Source organism: Corynebacterium sp. HMSC064E08 (assembly GCF_001811805.1).
Taxonomy (GTDB): Bacteria; Actinomycetota; Actinomycetes; order Mycobacteriales; family Mycobacteriaceae; genus Corynebacterium; species Corynebacterium jeikeium_D.
On sequence record NZ_KV806700.1, the window covers coordinates 128,523 to 147,520 of the forward strand.

The following is an 18,998-nucleotide window of genomic DNA, read 5'->3' on the forward strand; positions in this document are numbered from 1 at the left end:
CGAGATAACGCTGCCGAATCGTATGCGTTCCCTCCCCTTTCTCAGCAGCGTCACCTCACGTGCAGCAATTACCCCTCCCCTCTTTCCGCTCTTTCAGCGGCTCCCCCTCATTCCGCTCTACAACGATGTACTGGCTCCTGGGTTAGAACGGCGCACTGACTCCTGCATCAGCCATTTCTCGCTGCTCCGAACTAGCTGCACCTGTGTTCCCCGCCTCACCAGCGCCGCCCGTACTAGCAGTGAAGGTGCGCACGGCCCCGGCCTGAGACACAACTGTCTCAGTAACCGAAGCTTCCGAATCCCCAGTCGATGACTCACCAAGACCAGTCGGCGACTCATGCGGCTTCTCAGTCATAGTCTTCACCGTTGCCAGGTGACGGCGCAGATTCGGACCTACCGCCTTAGCAATGATCTTCTGGCGCTGATGCTTCGTACCATCATCGCCCTCCCAGCGATCCGTACGAACGTGACCGTGGACAATGACGGCTTGGCCCTTCCACACCGTGTTATTCACGTTCTCGGCGAGCTTGCCCCAACATTCAACATCAAAATATGACGTCTCCGACTGCTCCCAACCATTCTCCCCCTTCCATGACTTGCTGGATGCCACAGAAAACTTGCAGACCTTTGCCCCAGAATTGGTATTTCGATTTTCCACATGATGGACCACATTGCCCACCACGGTAATAACTGCCTCAGACATCGGGCTCCTCCCCCAAAGAAAGCGTTTACCTACTGCGGCCGAATAATTCGAAGGTGTCTCATTCGTGCCGTGCCAATTACTTTTCCGGCTTCGAGAAACAAATGAAAGAGGTACATAAAAAGCCTGTGGATAAGTTTGTCGAAAAGACAACTATCCACAGGCTACGTATGAAGTTGAGGGGCGAAGTCGCGGCAATCCTCGTCGTCAAGCATGCAAAATCAGCTTAACGACGCTACCTTCCGCGCCTCTTCGAGGCATCAATCGGATTATCCATGTGCACCGGATGCTGCGCGTCAACCTCCGAGGTGTAGTAATCGCGCTCATCCTCGCCGCCAACACCGACCTGCTGGCTCATGCGAGCGAGCATTTCGTTGTAAGCGGCCAACTCCTCATCATTGTTGCGGTCTGCGACGCGGTCGTAGCGGGCTGCATCCTTTTCATCGGAACGCCGCCACTGTACAAACAGCGCAACGGTGACGATGTAGAGCGGAACCTCACCGGCAGCCCACGCGACGGCACCACCAACGTTCTGATCTTCCAGGAGATTCACTGCCCAAGGGAGATCCAGGCTGGCGTAATAGGCCTCGGCAAGCACCTGCTGCGACTGCATCAGCGAAATACCGAACCAAGCGTGAAACGGCAACGACCCCATCAGCGTGACCAGCTTGACCGACGGCTCAATCTGCTGTGGTGCAGCATCGACACCGATAATGACCCAGTAGAAGATGTAACCGGAGATCAAGAAGTGGATGTTCATGAACACGTGGCCCGCGTGCTCATCAGCCAGGAAGTCGTAAATCGGTGTCATGTAGAGCAGGTAAAAGCCCGCGACGAACTGCACCGTTGCCACAACCGGGTGCGTGAGGAAACGCGACACCGGGTTGTTGATGAAGACCACCAGCCACTCACGAATACCAGGCAGACCATCGCGGCCGGCCGGCTTCAGCGCACGCAGCGCGAGCGTAACTGGGCCGCCCAGGACCAGCATGACCGGAATGCCCATGGAGTAAAGCATGTGGGCGATCATGTGAACCGAGAACAGAGCCGGCATGTACACGCCCAGCGCGCTGCACGAAGTAAACAGCAGCGTGGCACAGCCGGCGAGCCACCACAGGGTGTTGGACAGCGGCCAGGTACCGCCGCGCTTCTTCAGCAAGTAGAGCCAGTACAAGTAAATCCACGCGGCAATGATGGCGGCAGAGCCGAAGAAGATGTCAAAGCGCCACTGCGTGAACATGGCCTCCCAACCGAATGGGATCTCCAGGTTGTAACCTAGCTTGACCTGCATCTGCGTAATCGACGGCAGTCCCTCACCACCGGCCTGCTCAGAGAAATTCGGTGGCGGCGGAGTACGGCCCAGAGCTACGGCAACGCCGATTGTCAGCGCCATGATGATGACCTCGACAATGGCCAGACGCCAGAATGGACGATTCGACTGAGCGCGCTCAATCTCCGGAATGGTGATCTTGCGGTGCACATAGCCGCATAGGCCCAGCAAGATAGTGAGAACGGCCTTGACCAGCACCATGATGCCGTAGTTGTTGCTGACCAGGTCAGACCAGTCAATGTTGATGGCTGCGTTAATGAAGCCGGAGGCAGACATGGCGATGAAAGCCACCAACGCCACGAAAGAATAGCGCTTCACTACCTCTGGCATCCATTCACCGCGACGACGCGCGTGGCCAACCAGCGCCATCAAACCGCCGACCCAAAACACAGTGAAGGTCAAGTGCCAGATGTAGGAGTTAGTGCCGTAGTCATGGGCACCACCGGAGGCATTGTGGCTTACAACAGCCAGCGGCATCATCGACACCAAGCTGATGGCGAAGAACACCGGCTGCCAAATCCACTTACGAGTCAGCGATGAACCAAGCGCCACAATGCCCGCAAAAATAGCTACCCACAGCCACGCCAAGCCCTCCTTGGTCTGCTCCAAGGACACAGCCCAGTTGCTCAGCTGAATCGTCGTCGACAGCGGCTGGCCCGACACATCGGAGAGCACCAGCGGAATCTCCATCAGCGCCATGAGGCCCCAGCCGAGCATGGCCCACATACCCGTGCGGGATGCCGTGTAGCCGTCGAGGCCCAAAGTGCCGTCGGCACGCTGCTTCGTACCGAAAGCGGCGAGCATAAACGAACCGACACCGAGGCAAGCGAGCAGCTCACCGGCCGCCTTCGCGAACGGGAACCCGAAGGTGGTGATTGTGCCGGGATCGGGAATACCCAACGTGGCGCGCGAATCCATGTTGAACGCCATCGAGAGCAAACCAGCTAGAACGCCGCCGATAAGCACAAAAACAACGTACCAACCAGCAGATTTACGGACTTTCTTATCCTTGCTAACAGGCGGAGAGGTCTCGGCCTTGGTCGTGGCAGTCATAGCCCTAAGCTTAGCGACCAAAGTCCCTAGAACAGAACCGGTTGTGATTGGCTACATTAGAGACGCTACAATGCTTTTCTTAGCTAGCCTCCATAGCTCAGTGGACAGAGCAGTCGGCTTCTACCCGATTGGTCGAGGGTTCGAATCCTTCTGGGGGCGCGTTTTATACCCTCGTCGTGAACTGGTGTTTTTCGAGTTCAGGCGGGGGTTTACCCTATCTGACTACCCCGCTAATGTAGGCTCAGATTGGCTCTTGTTGGTTTAAATGCAGCGGAAATGCAGCGGATTTTGGGCATGAAAAAACGCCCCGCCGGTCAGCTGTTCGGAAATCCCGAACAACTCAAACCAACGAAGCAACGGCTCTTGGTTAGTTCTCGGTCGGTGGATTCCAGGCATTCGGCAACGCATGCAAAATCCCCCACACTTGGCGCCGCAAACCGGCTCTACAGCCGAGCCCGTGAACTGGCTCACGCACCCCGCTCTGGTAATCCGCATTTCGACACCAGAGCAGAACATTCCGCAGCCCAGACAACTACCGGGCTACTCATCTCTCATACCAAGTACGCTGCAGCGGAAGCAATCTACGAACCAGCCACTGGGGCCATAGCCCGGGAATTTGATGTCGCCACTCAGCTACTGCCAGTGTGGCGGGAATTGCTCGAGAGGACACGGACATGCGGTGGGCGATGTATCGGGGGTGTTTTACAGTAGGTTTTGAGGTCAAATTTACCCCCGTCGAGTGGTCAAAGATTGAAAACCATTCACCTTAACGCAGAATAAGGGCAGTCATAAAGAACGCCAAGAAAGGAATCATGCGATGGCCGCCCACACCGCCAAACGAGTCCTCATCATCGCAGCCTGTGTTGCAATTCCGTTCGCCGCTGCCTGCGGATCAAACAACGCCCCCTCCCCATCAAGCAGCAACATGTCGACCAGCTCGACATCAACGTCCTCGCCGTCAAGCACCACGTCCACTGAATCCACCACTGATTCTCCGTCTGAATCATCAAGCCCAAAGAACAGCCCCAACCCCACCCTAGAGCACACCACCGAACCTACCTCTTCACCCCGTGGAGGTGAGTCCACGTCCGCACGCACAACAGGGTATACCGAAGCCCCAGGCCAGGCAGAACCATCTGAAATGAACAAAACCGTGGCATCCTGCGGCGACCCCGCTTTGCATGAGACCGGGACAACATTCTTCACCGACGGTTCAAGCGGCTGGACGCAGCAGTGCGCCTCCCAGATGATGGCGCAGCAGCCGGCGGCGACACCAGAACCAGCTCCAGCTCCCGCCGCGCCGGCCCCTGAACAGCAGGAATCCTACGTAACCCCAGGCGCTTACTGTTCAGGAGGAGGAACAGGAGTCAGTAAGAACGGCACACCTATGACCTGCTCCGCTGGCCCGGACGGCCAAGCCCGCTGGCGCTCTCAATAAACAAAGGAAACGCAATGACTTTCGAAGACCGCACTACGCAAGCCGCCGCAAGGAAGCCGTTCTATAAGCGCTGGTGGTTCATCGCCGCGTCTTTTCTGCTTGTACTCTTCTTAGCATTACTAATCTTCACCCCAGCTCAAGAAAGTGCTCCGACAGACTCAGGTGACGTTGCTGAAGAGATCACCCTGCACCCAATTGGAGAACCAATCGAAGCACCTGGAGTCACCCTCACTGTCGAATCAGTCACACGTTCAGACAGTATCGAGCTCTACGCTGACGGATACAAACGCGGCTACATGCCAAATGAAACTCTCAACGCTGACAAAGGTGAATACGCCATCGTCAAAACTGACGTGAAGAACACCGGACAGTCCCCAATGGATCTCACATGCGGATTTGCCGTTCGAGCACTACTAATCAACACCGAAAATCAGGTTTACGACCCCATCGACAGTCTCTACCGCATTATCGATAACCCGGAATGCAATGACAGCCTAAACCCGGGGTTCGAGACACAAATGACTTGGGTGTACCAGATTCCATCGGACACCGAGCTTGGAGTATTTGGATTCACAAACCCAGATGTTAGCTATGACGATCTCGAGTTCGTCGATATTCGAGAATCGGAGTAAGCGAACTCGGAAAATAGGGCATTCACGCCGACTCATTTTCTTCACCGTCTGCCGAGCCACCAAAGAAAGGCAATAACCATGAGCATTGACCAAGCAGTCCAGAGTCTCGCCGCCAAGGTTCGAGAACTAAAGCCAATTATCGAAACGGAAGAAGCCACAAAAACGGCCTTTATCATCCCCTTCATAAGCACCGTCCTCGGCTACGACGTCACAGACCCCCGTGAGGTTATCCCGGAATATACCGCGGACGTGGGCGTAAAAAAGGGAGAAAAAGTAGACTTCGCCATCAAATCAGGTGATGACTTCCGATTCCTTATCGAATGCAAGAAAATCGGAGAACCGCTCCGACTAGATCACGCGAATCAGCTTGTCCGATACTTCAATGTCACAGATACCGAGTTTGCGATTCTTACCAACGGTGAAGTGTACGAATTCTATGCACAGCTAGACGCAGCGAATCGAATGGACGAAAAGCCATTCATGACAATCGACCTCGCTAACATCGATGCGCGTGTCTTCCCGCACCTCGAGATGTGCACAAAGACTCGCTTCGATTCTGAAACGATTGCGGCAAGCGCTGAGCAACTCAAATACATTTCTGAAATTCGCAAGGTTCTGGCATCACAGTTCAAGGAACCAGATGCTGATTGGGTTAGGCTCATCGCATCTCGAGTGACATCGCGCCGCATGACAGCGCAAAACCTTGAGATTTTCACCAAACTTGTCTCGACAGCTCAATCTCAGTTTCTTAAAGATGAGGCGAATCGTCGGTTGCGTTCGGCCCAGGATTTTGATGAAGTCCCAGGTGCGACACCGGCACCGTCGGCTGCTACCGCCTCCCCTGCCGAACCGGAGGAAACTGATGATTCCGGAATCGTGACAACGGAAGAAGAGTTGCAGGCATTTGGAATTATCCGCGCAATTTGCTGCAGCGAAGTCTCTGTTTCTGATGTGACCATGCGTGACGCGAAATCATATTGCGCAATTTTGTACCGCGATAACAACCGGAATCCGATTGCTCGTTTGTACTTCGACCGGCGCGTTCCACGTATCGGTATCTTCGATGCGTCGCGCACTGAACAAGTATTTGACCTCGGTGCGGTTGATGAGATTTACGAGCATGCGCAGCTTCTTCGCGAGCGCTGTATAGCGCTTCGCGATCAGTAACGCCAATGGCGCAGCAGACATAAAAATAATGATAGGGGCGCTCGACCCGACACCAATTCAGGGAACGCCCCAGGATGCCGCTGCATGTGGAGCCGTACTGGGGTGGGTGGCGGATTGGCCGGATTAAACGCTCTGATGTGCAAGCCTGGCTGGCCGAGTTCAGCGCTGGCGCGTCGACGGTAAGGAAGGCGCACGCTTGTCTCGCGCAGGTTCTCGATGTCGCTGTTGGTGACGAGGTGCTGGCTTCCAACCCGGCGCGCGGTGTGCGTCTACCCCGCAAACCGAAGGCGAAAAAGGTGTACTTGACCGCCGAGCAGGTCAAGACCCTAGCCAAGGATTCTAAGCGCCCTGAGCTCATCTGGCTGCTCGCTATCACCGGGCTGCGGTGGGGCGAAGCCGCAGCGCTACGAGTCCGTGACGTTAACGTTCTGCGCGGCCGTGTACACGTGGAACGGAACGCTGTCACCGTCGGCAGCAGAGTCATTATCGGCACGCCGAAAACACACGAGCAGCGCACGGTGGCAGTGCCGAAGAAGGTCATGCGGATGCTCGAGCCACTGCTGAAGGATAAGCTGCCGGATGCGCTGTTGTGGCCGGCAGGCAATGGTGGGCCACTTCCGACACCTTCGAAGCCGGATTGGTACTACGGGAACCTTGAACGCGTAATGAAGGCGAATAAGGGGTTTCCGTATGTGACGCCGCATGGTCTGCGGCATGTGGCGGCAGGATTGATGGTGGGATCTGGTGCGTCGGTGAAGGTTGTGCAGTCGCAGTTGGGGCATGCGAGTGCGGTAATGACTCTTGATACCTACGCGGATTTGTTTGATGGTGATTTGGATGCGGTGGCGGACGTGATGGATGAGCAGCTGCGTGGCGTGATTTAATGCAGCGGAAATGCAGCGGTTTCCCGGTTTTTGCATGCGTTTCTGCTGTTCATAGCGTCTTCATGGGTGGGTTCGAATCCTTCTGGGGGCGCAAAAATAACCCGCCTGAACTGGTTTTATACCAGCATCAGGCGGGTTTTTACTTCTTAGTTCTTCTTGTTATCCGCAGGATCCGGGCGCAAGTAGCGGTCAACCATGTCGACGACCTCTTCGACAGATTCCTTGTCTAGCGTCGCGTCCTTGCCATCCGGGCGCCACACCAGCACCATCGTCTGAATCAGACGGTAAATGTTGCGCGCCAGCAGATATGGATCGTGCTCGCGAATAGTGCCGTCTTCCTGCCCGTGACGGACACCGGGGAGAATGAATTTCTCCACAATTTCCAGCTGTGTATCGCTCATCTCTCCAGTGAGCGCTTCTAAGACACGGTCGGGATCTGTCTTGACCAGGCCAGGGAAAAAGTCACTTTCGATGATGCGTTGAACGACGATTCGAATACGCAGCAACATGCGAGCGCGCGAATCGCCAGGGACATAGCGGAGCCCCTCAAGCATGTGCAGGATTTCGCGGTTGGTCACTTCCCCCAGAAGCTCACCAATGTCAGCGTATCGACGATATACAGTCGGACGCGAAACTCCTGCCTTGCGAGCAATTTCTGCAATCGAAGTCCTACGCAAGCCCACAGTCATTACGCTTTCGCGCGCAGCGGCAATGATGACATCATCGACGGATGGTTTCTGTGCCGCGGTGGTGCTTTGAGCAGCGTCGCCAACACGCCTCGTCTCATCCATGTAACTATTTCTCCCGTTGGAATCCGAACTCAGAAGTAATTTTATCAGGCAAATAGGTCGATTTAGTTCATGCCCCGTTGCCCAATTCTAAGATCTTTCGTTCCAGTTAATTTCGTTTCCCCCACAATTCGCTCCACAAACCACACGGCAATCCACACGCCCGACCACAGCACAATCCACATCGCTAAGCTGGGCGTAGTCAGCGTGTGCCCACAGCCCAGTCCGGGCACAAAATGAGGCGCACTGCCGAATCATGCCGAATCTCAGCGAAAGGTGAAATCATGGCTCAGCCCGATCCCGATCTCAAGCTCTCCCCTGAGCTCGACCGCATCGTGTGGATTGACTGTGAGATGACGGGCCTCGAACCCGAGCGCCACGTCATTGTCGAAATCGCGGCTCTCGTCACCGATGCCAACCTCAACGTCCTCGGGGAAGGCGTGGACATTGTCGTGCACGCGTCCGAGACCGAATTGGCGCAGATGGACGATTTCGTCACCAAGATGCATGCGAAGTCCGGCCTGGATCAGGAAATTCGCGACAGCAAGACTAATGTCGCCGACGCCGAACAGGCTGTTTTGGACTACATCCGTCAGTGGGTTCCTGAGCCCCGCACCGCTCCGCTGGCAGGCAACTCGATTGCCTCCGACCGCAAGTTCATTCACCGCTACATGCCAGAGCTCGACCAGTACCTGCACTACCGCATGATTGATGTCTCTTCCTTCAAGGAACTGGCCCGCCGCTGGTACCCCCAGGTTCTCAAGGGCGCTCCAGAAAAGGGTCTCGCTCACCGAGCTCTTGCAGATATCAAGGAGTCGATCCGCGAGCTGGACTACTACCGCCGCGCCATGCTTCTGCCCCACCCCGGCCCCGAAGGCGACGCTATTTCTGCCGCAAGCAAGGAATCGACGGAAAAGTACGGTGAGATTCGCGGCTAGCTCGCTTTACGACGACCCAAACCCCACCCTTTCCCAAATTCATCCGGGTTGACCTGCTGTTTTTGTTTCCAGCCCACTGTGGGCTACCATATAGTTCGCTGCAGAGATGAGCTGAGAAAACAGCTCCTTTAATGCGGTAATGGTGACTGTAGTTCAGTTGGTAGAGCACCAGGTTGTGATCCTGGGTGTCGCGGGTTCGAGTCCCGTCAGTCACCCCAAGTAGAACCCTCGGCCAGGTTTTTCCGGGCCGAGGGTTTTGTGTTTCCGCCCGGCGCGTCGCCGGGGTGGGCCTTTTTGCTGCTAAGTCCCCCCCCCATAGTCACTACCGAGTAGCCACCAAGCCTGCATCCGCGGACTGCAGCTTGCCGTCAACCATCTCCACGATTCGGTCGGCACCGTGGAGCTGCCCCAGGTCGTGGGTGATGTACAGGGTGGCCACACCCATCTTCCGCGTCACATCCATAATCAGTCGCGTCACTGCCCCTGCACTCTTCTGATCCAAAGCCGCGGTCGGTTCGTCGACTAGCAGCACTTCCGGCTCATTCATCAGTGCGCGCGCAACATTGACGCGTGCCTGCTGACCACCGGAAAGCTGGCTCACGCGACGTTCTCCCAGCCCAGCCAGTCCGACTGCCTCGAGCAATTCATCTGCGCGCTTCTCCGCTTCACGACGGCCACCCGCGGGCCACCCGAAAACACGGCCCAATCGCCGCATTGCGATGAGCTGCTGCTTGACCGTCAGCGCTGGCAGAAGATTCGGCTGCTGGAAAACGATGCCGATGTGTTCGCGACGAATCTTGGCAGCATCCGCGCCGCGAGCGCTCAGATCAATGGCCTTCCTTTCCGCACTCTCGTCCGCGCCTGCACCGTTCGCGTCCTGCTTGTTGGAGTACAGCGTGACATGTCCGGTATCGGCACTCTTCAAACAACCTGCGATGGTCAACAGAGTCGACTTGCCGGAACCCGATGGTCCGACCAGTCCCACTACCTCGCCTGCCCGGATCTTCAGCGAGATGTCATCCAAAATGGTGCGTTTGTTGTCGCCATCTTGGACGGTCAGCGAGATGTTCTTCAGAGCGAGTGCCACGGGAGCCTGGTTGTCGATATAGGTAGTCATTTTGTCCTCAATTCCTCAATTCCTCAGTTGCAGGTTGTGCATGATTAACACGATGTGAGTGTTCTATGGGAAGCCGCCGTGCTAGGCCGTGCTAACGAGCCACTACGCATTCGCCAATGCGGTGGTCGGATCGACGCGGAATACCGGCACCAGTGCCAGCAGCGCACCAACTACGCCGGTCACGGCCAGAATGAGCCCCGGCACGACGGTCGTGGAAGCATCGACCACAATTGGCATGACGTCGCCGCTCTGCAGAGCCCAGCCCGCCGCTGCAGTCACCGCAACACCGCCGCCGACTCCGATTGCCAGCACGGCCAGGACCTGCGCCAGAGAGTCAGCCACCAGCACGGAGCGGGACGCACCGAGCGCCGAGGAAATGGCCACACCACGCAGTCGTTGAACAGTCCACACTGTGAAGAACGCGCCTACCACCAGCGCAGAAATCACATACAGCATCGAGGTCATCGCGTTCAGCGAGGTCTGCTCGCCCTGATAGGAAGCCGACAGGTTATTGCGCTCGCCGTCGCGCAGAATTGTTCCTTCCGGGACATTCGGCAGCTGCGTCGCAGACTCGTCGACAACCATCGCCGCCGGCACCATCTGCCCCGGTGTCAGGTCTTCCATCACGCCGCGCCCGGCATAAATGACCGCTTGGTGATCCAGCCACTTATCCCCCGCCACGCGCGCAACGGTGGTCTCGTGCTCGCCCATCGCGCCAGACAGGGTCAGCGAGTCACCTTCCGCAATGGCGGTTTCACTGACGCCGTCGGTGACGGCCACCTGGTCGTCGTTAAGCGAAAAGTCGGAGATGACGGTGACGGGCGTTTCATCGACGCGCGCACGACTGACGTAGACATCGCGGACATTTGCGCCGTTGTCGCTCGCCCACGTCTGGACGCTCTTTCGCGCCGTCTCTCCGATGCTTGACGACGACAACGACGTAGCCCCCTCGGAGACGACGACGGCGTCGTTTTTGCCGTAGACCTCGTCAAGTGCGGAGACGGACTGGGCGGACAGGCCGGCGGCCAAAGCCGAGAGGAACGTGACCATCACAGCAATCATCCCGACGGTGATGGTGATCAGTGCGGCACGGCCTGGAGCGGCTCGAAGTTCTTTCATTGACTGGTACATACTCATTATGGTCGTGGATTCAAAGGCGGATTTAATCGCCATGGAGGTTGAACTTCGTCTCCAACTTTCGGTTGATGTTGACAATTCCGGCTCGTCAGCGGTGTTTTGGCAGGCGGAACTGCCCTAAGCTCGAGAGCGTGGATACTCCTGAGACCCTGAACCGCAGCTGGCAATTACTGCGGTTTGCCCTGGATGTTTTGGTGCTGGTGCTGCTGGCGGTATGCGTGGTTCCGGATCCGCAGTGGCGAATCATCACCTATGCGGCGTGTTTTCTAGCGGTGTACATCGCAGGTTCGGTCGGGCCGATTGGTCGGGCTCGGCATGGCAACGTAGCCAACGAGGTCGCGCTGACTAAGCCGCGTGGCCTGCTATTGGGCTGGCTTGTGATTCTGCTGCTGTTCTGGGCGGCGTTGGCGTTTGCAACGCTGGATGCCTCGTTCCTGGTTTTCCCACTGTTTTTCGTAATTCTGCAGGTAACCGGCGGTCTTACGGCCGTCATCATGGTAGCAGCGACAACGGCGACGGCAATTGGCGCCATCGCTATCCATACTCCGCTAACATTTGGTGGTGTCCTCGGCCCCATTCTGGGTGGGACGTTTGTACTCACGGTGGGGCTGGGGTTCCGGCTCCTGCAGAAGGAGACTATCGAAAAGACCAAGGCGCTGGAAGAGCTCTCAGCTGCCCGCGCCCACTCGGAAGCACTGTCCCGTCGTGCCGGTGAGCTGGACGAACGCGCACGCCTCGCAGCCGATATTCATGACACCGTGGCGCAGGGGCTTTCCTCCATCCAGCTGTTGCTGCATTCGGTGGAGTCCCGCATGAAAAGTGCTCCCACTCAGCATGACCAGACCTCGGTGGATTCGCTACAACTCGCCCGCAAGGTTGCGGCCGACAATCTCGCCGAGACCCGGCGCATCATCGCAGCGCTTCAGCCAGCTCCCCTCGAAGGCGCAGACCTATCCGGTGCGTTGGAGAAAGTCTGCTCCTCCACGGTGCTGGGCGATGCTGTCAGCTTCTGCGTCGACGGCACACCCACGCGGCTGCCGGCCACCGTCGAAGCAACCATTATCAGGGTGGCCCAGGCGAGCTTGGCGAACGTCGTCAAGCATGCACACGCCACGCGTTGCCGTGTCACCCTGACCTACCAGCCCGACGAGGTTCTGCTCGACTGCGTCGACAACGGCATCGGCTTCGACCCCACCGCACCAACTAACGACGACAGCGTGGGGATCGCCAACGCGCGCCGACGTGTGGAGAAGCTCGGCGGCACCTTCACCATCGAGTCGGAACCGGGGCGTGGCTGCGGTGTCAGCGTCAGCATCCCGCACGAGCTCGCCTCTTAAAGTCCCGCGCCTGGTATGCAGGTAGGAAACGACCATTCACATCACCCGAGGAGTTAGCCAGGTGACCAAGCCCATCGGAGTCCTCATCGCCGACGATCACCCCATCGTCCGCGCTGGTCTTCGCGCAGTCGTTGAATCGGCGCCGGATATCGTCGTGGTTGGCGAGGCGGCCAGCGGTGACGAGGCGGTCGAGAAGGTGCGCGCATCGCTTGACGACGACTCTTGCGACCACATCGATCTGGTACTCATGGACCTTCGCTTTGGTGAGGCCCCTGGCACTGCTACCCGCGCAGGCGGAGTTGATGCCACCGCAGCCATCCGCGCACTGGCCGGGCGCGGCGCAAAGGCCCCAGAAGTGTTGGTGGTGACCAATTATTCTTCGGACTCGGATGTGCTCGGCGCTGTCACCGCAGGCGCAGTTGGTTATCTGCTGAAGGATGCCGCTCCGGAGGAGCTCATCGATGGTATCCGTCGTGCCGTTCGCGGCGAGACCGTGCTGAACACACAAGTGGCCGGTCGTTTGATGGGTCGGATGCGCAACCCCAATACAGCACTAACCCCGCGCGAACTCGAAGTGCTCGAGTTGGTCGCGCGGGGTATGTCGAATAGAAAAATTGCAGAACAGCTGGTGCTCACCGAAGCGACTGTGAAATCGCATCTGGTACATATTTTCACCAAGCTAGACGTCAGCTCCCGCACCGCGGCTGTTGCTCGGGCGCAGGAGCTGGGAATGTTGGGTGATTAGGAAACGGACTAACCCGTGTGATTTAAGTGATGGCCTCACTAAGAGGACATGAGCTACCAGGAGCTGGTCTCGTCGGCGTTGCCCTTCTTCCAGGTCTCCCACGGAATGTTCCAGTCACCGAGTCCATCAACACCGGAGAGCGTCTCACCAATCGTATTCTTCACAATCACGATGTCACCGCGCTTAGTGTTGTCCAGGAACCACTTAGCGTTGGCATCAGTGACGTTGATGCAGCCGTGAGACTGGTTGACGCTGCCCTGTGCCCACGTTGACCACGGTGCACCGTGGACGTAGATGCCGGAGTAGGACATCTGCGTTGCGTAGTTAACCGGCGTAACGTAACCACCGTTTTCCAGAGACAGGCCGTAGGTACGGGAGTCCATCACCATGGTCTCGTTGCGATCACCGATGATGTACTGGCCATTCGGAGTCGGGTGAACGTTCGACCCCATAGAGATAGGCATGGAGTTTACGACTTCACCGTTCTTCTTAATGACCATGGTCTTCGTCGCATCATCAGCGATAGCGATGACTTCATCACCGATGGTGAAGCTGGTTTCGGCGGACTCCGCACCGTACATATCGTCACCAAGATCCGTGCCGTAAATATCGGACTTCACGGTAACCTTGGTCCCCGGCTTCCAGTACTCCTTTGGACGCCAGCGCACCTCACTGTTATTCAGCCAGTAGAAAGCGCCTTCCACCTTAGGCTCGGTGGTCACCTTAATTGCTTCCTCAGCAGCCTTGCGGTCCGAAATACTCGCGCTGAACTTCACAGCAATAGTCTGACCGACACCCACGGTGGAACCATCCAGCGGGGACAGGTAACCATTTACCTGAGAAGTCGGCTCGACGGTGGTGAAAGAAGTAGCCAGCTTTTCTGTGCCCGAGGTGGCGTTAATCTCATAGGTCTTTGAGTAGCCCAGGGGTTCTGCAGTGGTCCACTTGGTACCACTGGAGTCGAGCTTGCCCTTGACCTCTTTGCCCTCAGGGTTGGTCATAACAACCTTGTCCAGGCGATGTCCCTCTTCCACCTGAACCGAAATCGGGTCAACCACCGAAACATCGGTGGCGTCGTCCTTCACACTGGCGACAAGACCAACGTCTGGCTTCTCCGTCTCTTGCTGCTCGGCATTATCTCCGCCGACGGTACAAGCAGCTAGCGAGATGGCGGTCGCAAATGTCACCACCGCCATCGACAGGCGCTTAAAAGATTGCCGCATGATCGTGCTTCACTCCAACAGTGCAATTATTAAGTAGTAAGTCCCGGGGACACACTGCGACACACAGCGGAGTCCTGCTACAGCCCCTGGTGCGCCCTCGAAAAAGGTCAGACTACCCTGCAGCGACACTAGCCACCGATAAAACGCTCGCCCTAACTGAAAAGCCTTATTGACTGCCCAATCGCAGTCATCAACCCCTCACAGGGCGCAGCACGCAAAGTAGCCCAACGGTTCCTACAGTTAACCCTCTGGAAAATTGCTGTGCAACCCCAAAAAACCGGGGCACTTCAACCGACCTGGGAAAACAGCGCCCCCTTGAAGCTGCGTTACCGAAAAGTAATCAGTTCGCTATTCAAAAGTGCCACCGGACGCTTCCGGACGTTACTGAACACTGTCGAACGTAACTCCGACATCTATGCACACTCCCAACGTTGATGGCATTGATACAGGCCCTACCCCACTTTGAGGATTTCCAAACTTTTTTTGAACTTTTTTCAAACGGTTGCGCAAAACCTTTCAAAAACATGCAAAAACACCGACCAAAAAACAGGGTCTGACCAGCCGATTTTACAAACAATCAGAAACCTGGTTATATATCTTCTCGTTGCCGGCGAGGAGCTCACACAGAGAGCACCAAGCAGGAAACAGTAAGCGCCATTAGCTCAACTGGCAGAGCAGCTGACTCTTAATCAGCGGGTTCGGGGTTCGAGTCCCTGATGGCGCACAATACAGACCGGGAAGGTAGAAATACCCTCCCGGTCTTTTTGTTGCATAACAAGCGTAGGCGCCAACTTGCAACCCTCGCTCGCACCCCACGCCTGACTCAAACAAGGGTTAGATACGCAAAAGCGCACGACCCCAGGCAACCACCCGAAGCGCGTGCGCTAATTACCGAAAAACTATTTAGCAGCAGTCTCAATCATCTCGCGAATGCGGTCAATTTCCTTGCTGCGATTGCGGTTGCGACGAATGCCCATTGCGATGCCACCAACAACAAGTGCGGCAACGACGCCCAGTGCTGCCTGCACCTTCGGCTCATTCAGAGCATCGAAAACACGGGTCTTTGCGTCATCCGCAACGTTCTTCGGATTCGTTCGCACGGTTAGCTCATCCAGAGTACGGGCGAGCTGGTTACGGTTACGCTCAATATCGCGCTGGATATCTTCAATGCTGCGAGCCACGTAAACTCCCTAAAAAGTTGAATATCTAAAGTGATTGTTCGCCTAAAAGACTAACACTTCCACTACAGCAACGTGGGCGAGCACGGGGAAAAACTCAACGCATTACTTCAGAGTCGCCACGCACCGCTCCAGAGTCGATACGATGAAGCCATGACTACTTCTTCCTCCAGCGACAAAGAATACGGCCAGAACAACATCCGTCTGGAAGCTGGCGACCCTGCCCCAGCGTTTACTCTTTTCAACGACGCCGAAGAGCAGGTTTCTCTGTCGGACTACGCGGGCAAGCCCGTGCTGATTTACTTCTACCCGCGGGCCAACACCCCAGGTTGCACCACTGAGGCATGCGACTTCCGCGATGAATCCGCTGCCCTGAATGATGCAGGCATTCCTGTCGTAGGTATTTCTCCGGACAAGCCGGCGAAACTCGCAAAGTTCCGTGAGGACCACGGCTTAAACTTCACCCTTCTGTCCGATCCGGACAAGGAAACCATGACCGCGTTCGGCGCTTTCGGCGAGAAGAAGAACTACGGCAAGATTGTCCAGGGCGTCATCCGCTCGACTTTCCTGGTCAATGCCGATGGAGAAATTGAAAAGGCCTGGTACAACGTTCGCGCCAAGGGGCACGTCCAGCGCGTACTGCGTGACTTGGGTGTGGAATCACAGGCTTCCGAAAGCTAACTAGCCGCAAGGCCTACTCTGACCCTGGCCCCAAACTCTCCTCCCACATCATCCCGATTAGACGGTTTCGTAGTAGTGACTCAATCCCAGGACGCACCGAATATTCTTCGTCCCCGTCGCACTCCGGCTCAGCAACGCAGCCGAGAGCGGTACGCACGCATGCTCAGCTCGGCACGCACAGTGCTCATCGAGCACGGGTTTGAGTCTTTCACTTTCGACGAAGTCGCTCGCATCGCCGATATTCCCATTGGCACGCTCTACCAATTCTTCGCAAACAAGTATGTGATGATCTGCGAGCTCGACCGCCAGGACACTGAGGCCGTCATCGAGGAGGTCTCACGCTTCGGCGAAACAGTCCCCACCTTGAAATGGCCGGAGTTTCTCTCGGAGTTCATCGATCACCTGGCAAAACTCTGGCGCGAGGACGTTTCTAGAAGAGCCGTATGGCTGGCTGTTCAATCAACGCCCGCCACACGCGCAACCGCAGAAGATACGAAGTCACGCCTGGTCACCGAGATTTCAAAGGTGCTGCGCCCGCTGGTGCCGTCGTCAAGCGATGCGGAACTGAACTTCATCTCCGACCTCATGATTAACGCCACGTACGCCCTGCTGAATTATGCGGTGGACCATCCGGGAAGCGATGCTGAGCGGGAAGCTCATTACGAGCTGACGGTGCAGGAAATCAAACGCATGACAATCTCTTATCTCATGAGCGTCGCGGAGGCCGCAGACTAGAGAGCACCCCTCGCCCACCTCGGCAGGGGCATTTATTGCCCTTATCAATACGCGGAGGGTAGGCTTGCCTTAGTTTACGCTTTACTCTGGTCAGCGCGGTGGGGTTCCCTGTTTTTCGCCGCGCCTGCGCCGGAACTCCCAAACAGAATCAGAGGTTCACATGTCCACGACGCAGGGCGCTTTCCGACGGAGCCTGCTTCCCCGCTCTATTGTTTTAGCTTCGGCAATCGTAGTGAGTACGGGATTTTTACCCGCAGTCCCCGCATCGGCACAGTCACTGCCATCGATTGGACAGCTCGGCGGTTCGCTCCCCGGCATCGGCGACCTTCTCGGCGGCAGCACCGATCAGTCTGAGCGCCAGCTCTCCGTGACCCCTGCCACCGATCTGTCCGACGGCGCCACCGTGACCATCAAGGGAGTCGGCTACCCCGCTAACGCAAATATTTACCTGGCCCAGACAATCGAGAAGCCAAAGTCGGGCTACCCTTCGACCTACGGCGAAGCGGCCAAGGTCACGGTTGGCGCGGACGGAAGTTTTACGCAGGAGATGAAGGTCGCGACCAGCTTTGGCGATGTCGACTGCACCTCTACCCAGTGCTACGTAGCCTCCTTTACTGCGTTCCCTAATCTTTCTGACCGCAGCAATGACCAGTGGGTCCCCATCACCTTCAAGGCGGGTGCTACTTCCCAGGCTGCTCAATCGCAGGGTTCCACCGGCGCGGCGCCGAGCGGTGGCCAGAGCGCTGGTTCGGGCTCCCAGTCACAGTCGGGCTCGCAGTCACCGTCGCAGTCACGGGGTAACGCATCGGTGAGCCTGTCCAAGACCTCAGACTTGAACCCGAGCGGCGACACCATTCGAGTCGAAGGCAAGGGTTTCAAGACCTCTGGACCGGGCATCTACGTCGGTATCGCGCAAAATGACCAGATGGATGTGACCAACGCCGATTCCTTCGGCCCGGATACCAAGTTTGTGTCTACCTCTCGCGGCAACCTGAAGTCCGACGGCAGCTTCAGCGTGGATCTTCCGGTCAGCGCGAAGTTCGGCACGGCAGACTGCATGCAGAACGCTTGCTCGGTCTACACCATTGCTGCTCACGGTTCTTCTGACCGCAGCCAGGACACGGCGACCGCGGTATCGTTTGCCGGCGGAGCTGCCAAGCAGGACGCTACCCTGCCCTCCGGCGGTGGCTCCTCACAGTCCGCAGGCAGCGCAAGCTCCGGCACCAGTGGCAGCACAGGGTCTAGTGGAACGAGTAGCACCAGCGCCTCCAGCGGCTCCAACGGCAGCAGCTCCTCGACCGGCACCCCGTCGGTAAGCCTGTCCACCACGGAACTGAATCCATCGGGCAGCACCCCAATTACCGTCTCCGGCACCGGATTCAAGACCAGTGGCAACGGCATCTACGTCGCAGTGGCTGAGAAGAACAAGTTCTCCACCACCAACGCTGATGCTTTCTCCGCCGCTGAGTTTGTCCGCACCTCCCAGATGTCCTCCGACGGCAGCTTCTCCACAACGCTCAATGTCGAGGCCGTCACATCGGCCGCCAACTGCGTCGAAAATGACTGCGCACTCTACACCTTTGCTGCTCACGGTTCCTCCGACCGCAGCCAGGACACGGCCACGGACCTCAGCGTCGGCGGCTCCGCCAAGGAACGCGAAGAAGCTGTGAAGACCGGTGCCTCCAAGACCGGAGAGTCCAAGGCCAGCGGCTCATCCAAGGCATCTGGCAAGGCTTCCGCAAAGTCCAACGCTTCCGGCAATGGCCTCGACGAAGTTGATGTGCAGACTCAGCAGGCCGCGACCAACTCCCCGCTCCAAACCGCCGCAGTCGCCGGAACCGGCGCAATCCTGGGCGCGCTAATCTTCGGTGCCGGCATCTTGGTCGGTCGCCGTCAGAAGTCCGTCGATTAGCAC

At 57.2% G+C, this 18,998-nt stretch carries 18 protein-coding genes and 3 tRNA genes; 13 read left to right on the plus strand and 8 right to left on the minus strand.

Annotation, left to right across the window (positions count from 1 at the left end; genetic code table 11):
- Positions 1 to 142: 142 nt before the first annotated feature.
- Both HMPREF2820_RS06190 and HMPREF2820_RS06195 read right to left on the minus strand, forming a co-directional pair.
- Positions 143 to 703, minus strand: coding sequence for a single-stranded DNA-binding protein (locus HMPREF2820_RS06190; protein ID WP_070603386.1), 561 nt, complete (start codon positions 701 to 703; stop codon positions 143 to 145).
- Between the two features lie 232 nt (positions 704 to 935).
- Entirely contained in the window at positions 936 to 3,083 is a 2,148-nt protein-coding gene (locus tag HMPREF2820_RS06195; protein WP_049189874.1) for a bifunctional copper resistance protein CopD/cytochrome c oxidase assembly protein, read from the minus strand.
- A gap of 86 nt (positions 3,084 to 3,169) precedes the next feature.
- Between HMPREF2820_RS06195 and HMPREF2820_RS06200 the strand changes: the two genes are divergently transcribed.
- Positions 3,170 to 3,242: transfer RNA gene (locus HMPREF2820_RS06200), tRNA-Arg, on the plus strand.
- Positions 3,243 to 3,893: 651 nt separating this feature from the next.
- On the opposite strand, the gene HMPREF2820_RS10915 is transcribed toward HMPREF2820_RS06200, so the two are convergent.
- Positions 3,894 to 4,070 (minus strand): hypothetical protein, encoded by a 177-nt coding sequence (locus HMPREF2820_RS10915; RefSeq protein WP_168164049.1) that lies wholly within the window; start codon positions 4,068 to 4,070, stop codon positions 3,894 to 3,896.
- Positions 4,071 to 4,224: 154 nt separating this feature from the next.
- Here HMPREF2820_RS10915 and HMPREF2820_RS11040 point away from each other — a divergent pair, with 154 nt between their 5' ends.
- The 4 genes from HMPREF2820_RS11040 (at position 4,225) to HMPREF2820_RS06220 (ending at position 7,204) form a co-directional block, all read left to right on the plus strand.
- Positions 4,225 to 4,521, plus strand: a complete 297-nt coding sequence (locus tag HMPREF2820_RS11040; protein WP_246822231.1) for a hypothetical protein — start codon at positions 4,225 to 4,227, stop codon at positions 4,519 to 4,521.
- A gap of 14 nt (positions 4,522 to 4,535) precedes the next feature.
- Positions 4,536 to 5,153 (plus strand): DUF4352 domain-containing protein, encoded by a 618-nt coding sequence (locus HMPREF2820_RS06210; protein WP_049189877.1) that lies wholly within the window; start codon positions 4,536 to 4,538, stop codon positions 5,151 to 5,153.
- Positions 5,154 to 5,231: 78 nt separating this feature from the next.
- Entirely contained in the window at positions 5,232 to 6,320 is a 1,089-nt protein-coding gene (locus HMPREF2820_RS06215) for a type I restriction enzyme HsdR N-terminal domain-containing protein (RefSeq protein WP_069359323.1), read from the plus strand.
- 74 nt (positions 6,321 to 6,394) lie between these two features.
- Positions 6,395 to 7,204: a tyrosine-type recombinase/integrase gene (locus HMPREF2820_RS06220; RefSeq protein ID WP_049189880.1), complete on the plus strand. Its 810-nt coding sequence runs from the start codon at positions 6,395 to 6,397 to the stop codon at positions 7,202 to 7,204.
- Between the two features lie 146 nt (positions 7,205 to 7,350).
- Here the strand turns inward: HMPREF2820_RS06220 and HMPREF2820_RS06225 are convergent, their stop codons facing one another.
- Positions 7,351 to 7,995: a TetR/AcrR family transcriptional regulator gene (locus HMPREF2820_RS06225; RefSeq protein WP_016422282.1), complete on the minus strand. Its 645-nt coding sequence runs from the start codon at positions 7,993 to 7,995 to the stop codon at positions 7,351 to 7,353.
- A 281-nt stretch (positions 7,996 to 8,276) separates the two neighbouring features.
- Here HMPREF2820_RS06225 and orn point away from each other — a divergent pair, with 281 nt between their 5' ends.
- Positions 8,277 to 8,930 (plus strand): oligoribonuclease, encoded by a 654-nt coding sequence (orn, locus tag HMPREF2820_RS06230; RefSeq protein ID WP_069359325.1) that lies wholly within the window; start codon positions 8,277 to 8,279, stop codon positions 8,928 to 8,930.
- Between the two features lie 142 nt (positions 8,931 to 9,072).
- Positions 9,073 to 9,148: transfer RNA gene (locus HMPREF2820_RS06235), tRNA-His, on the plus strand.
- Positions 9,149 to 9,252: 104 nt separating this feature from the next.
- Here the strand turns inward: HMPREF2820_RS06235 and HMPREF2820_RS06240 are convergent.
- Both HMPREF2820_RS06240 and HMPREF2820_RS06245 read right to left on the minus strand, forming a co-directional pair.
- Positions 9,253 to 10,047: an ABC transporter ATP-binding protein gene (locus tag HMPREF2820_RS06240; RefSeq protein WP_049172923.1), complete on the minus strand. Its 795-nt coding sequence runs from the start codon at positions 10,045 to 10,047 to the stop codon at positions 9,253 to 9,255.
- Positions 10,048 to 10,149: 102 nt separating this feature from the next.
- Positions 10,150 to 11,166: an FtsX-like permease family protein gene (locus tag HMPREF2820_RS06245; protein ID WP_246822232.1), complete on the minus strand. Its 1,017-nt coding sequence runs from the start codon at positions 11,164 to 11,166 to the stop codon at positions 10,150 to 10,152.
- Between the two features lie 149 nt (positions 11,167 to 11,315).
- On the opposite strand from HMPREF2820_RS06245, the gene HMPREF2820_RS06250 reads away from it, so the two are divergent.
- Positions 11,316 to 12,521: a sensor histidine kinase gene (locus tag HMPREF2820_RS06250; protein ID WP_070603390.1), complete on the plus strand. Its 1,206-nt coding sequence runs from the start codon at positions 11,316 to 11,318 to the stop codon at positions 12,519 to 12,521.
- A 61-nt stretch (positions 12,522 to 12,582) separates the two neighbouring features.
- Entirely contained in the window at positions 12,583 to 13,266 is a 684-nt protein-coding gene (locus HMPREF2820_RS06255) for a LuxR C-terminal-related transcriptional regulator (protein WP_080969579.1), read from the plus strand.
- 53 nt (positions 13,267 to 13,319) lie between these two features.
- On the opposite strand, the gene HMPREF2820_RS06260 is transcribed toward HMPREF2820_RS06255, so the two are convergent.
- Complete coding sequence (locus tag HMPREF2820_RS06260) at positions 13,320 to 14,489, minus strand: L,D-transpeptidase (protein ID WP_070603392.1); 1,170 nt, start codon at positions 14,487 to 14,489, stop codon at positions 13,320 to 13,322.
- A gap of 651 nt (positions 14,490 to 15,140) precedes the next feature.
- On the opposite strand from HMPREF2820_RS06260, the gene HMPREF2820_RS06265 reads away from it, so the two are divergent.
- Positions 15,141 to 15,213 (plus strand) — tRNA-Lys (locus HMPREF2820_RS06265).
- 175 nt (positions 15,214 to 15,388) lie between these two features.
- On the opposite strand, the gene HMPREF2820_RS06270 is transcribed toward HMPREF2820_RS06265, so the two are convergent.
- The gene (locus tag HMPREF2820_RS06270) at positions 15,389 to 15,670 is read right to left on the minus strand and encodes a DUF3618 domain-containing protein (RefSeq protein ID WP_038628049.1); all 282 of its coding nucleotides are present in this window, start codon (positions 15,668 to 15,670) and stop codon (positions 15,389 to 15,391) included.
- 150 nt (positions 15,671 to 15,820) lie between these two features.
- Between HMPREF2820_RS06270 and bcp the strand changes: the two genes are divergently transcribed.
- From bcp to HMPREF2820_RS06285, 3 genes are all read left to right on the plus strand, one after another.
- The gene (gene bcp, locus HMPREF2820_RS06275) at positions 15,821 to 16,348 is read left to right on the plus strand and encodes a thioredoxin-dependent thiol peroxidase (RefSeq protein WP_070603394.1); all 528 of its coding nucleotides are present in this window, start codon (positions 15,821 to 15,823) and stop codon (positions 16,346 to 16,348) included.
- Positions 16,349 to 16,423: 75 nt separating this feature from the next.
- Positions 16,424 to 17,083 (plus strand): TetR/AcrR family transcriptional regulator, encoded by a 660-nt coding sequence (locus tag HMPREF2820_RS06280; protein ID WP_049172878.1) that lies wholly within the window; start codon positions 16,424 to 16,426, stop codon positions 17,081 to 17,083.
- A gap of 160 nt (positions 17,084 to 17,243) precedes the next feature.
- Complete coding sequence (locus tag HMPREF2820_RS06285; protein WP_083308444.1) at positions 17,244 to 18,995, plus strand: neocarzinostatin apoprotein domain-containing protein; 1,752 nt, start codon at positions 17,244 to 17,246, stop codon at positions 18,993 to 18,995.
- Positions 18,996 to 18,998: the final 3 nt, after the last annotated feature.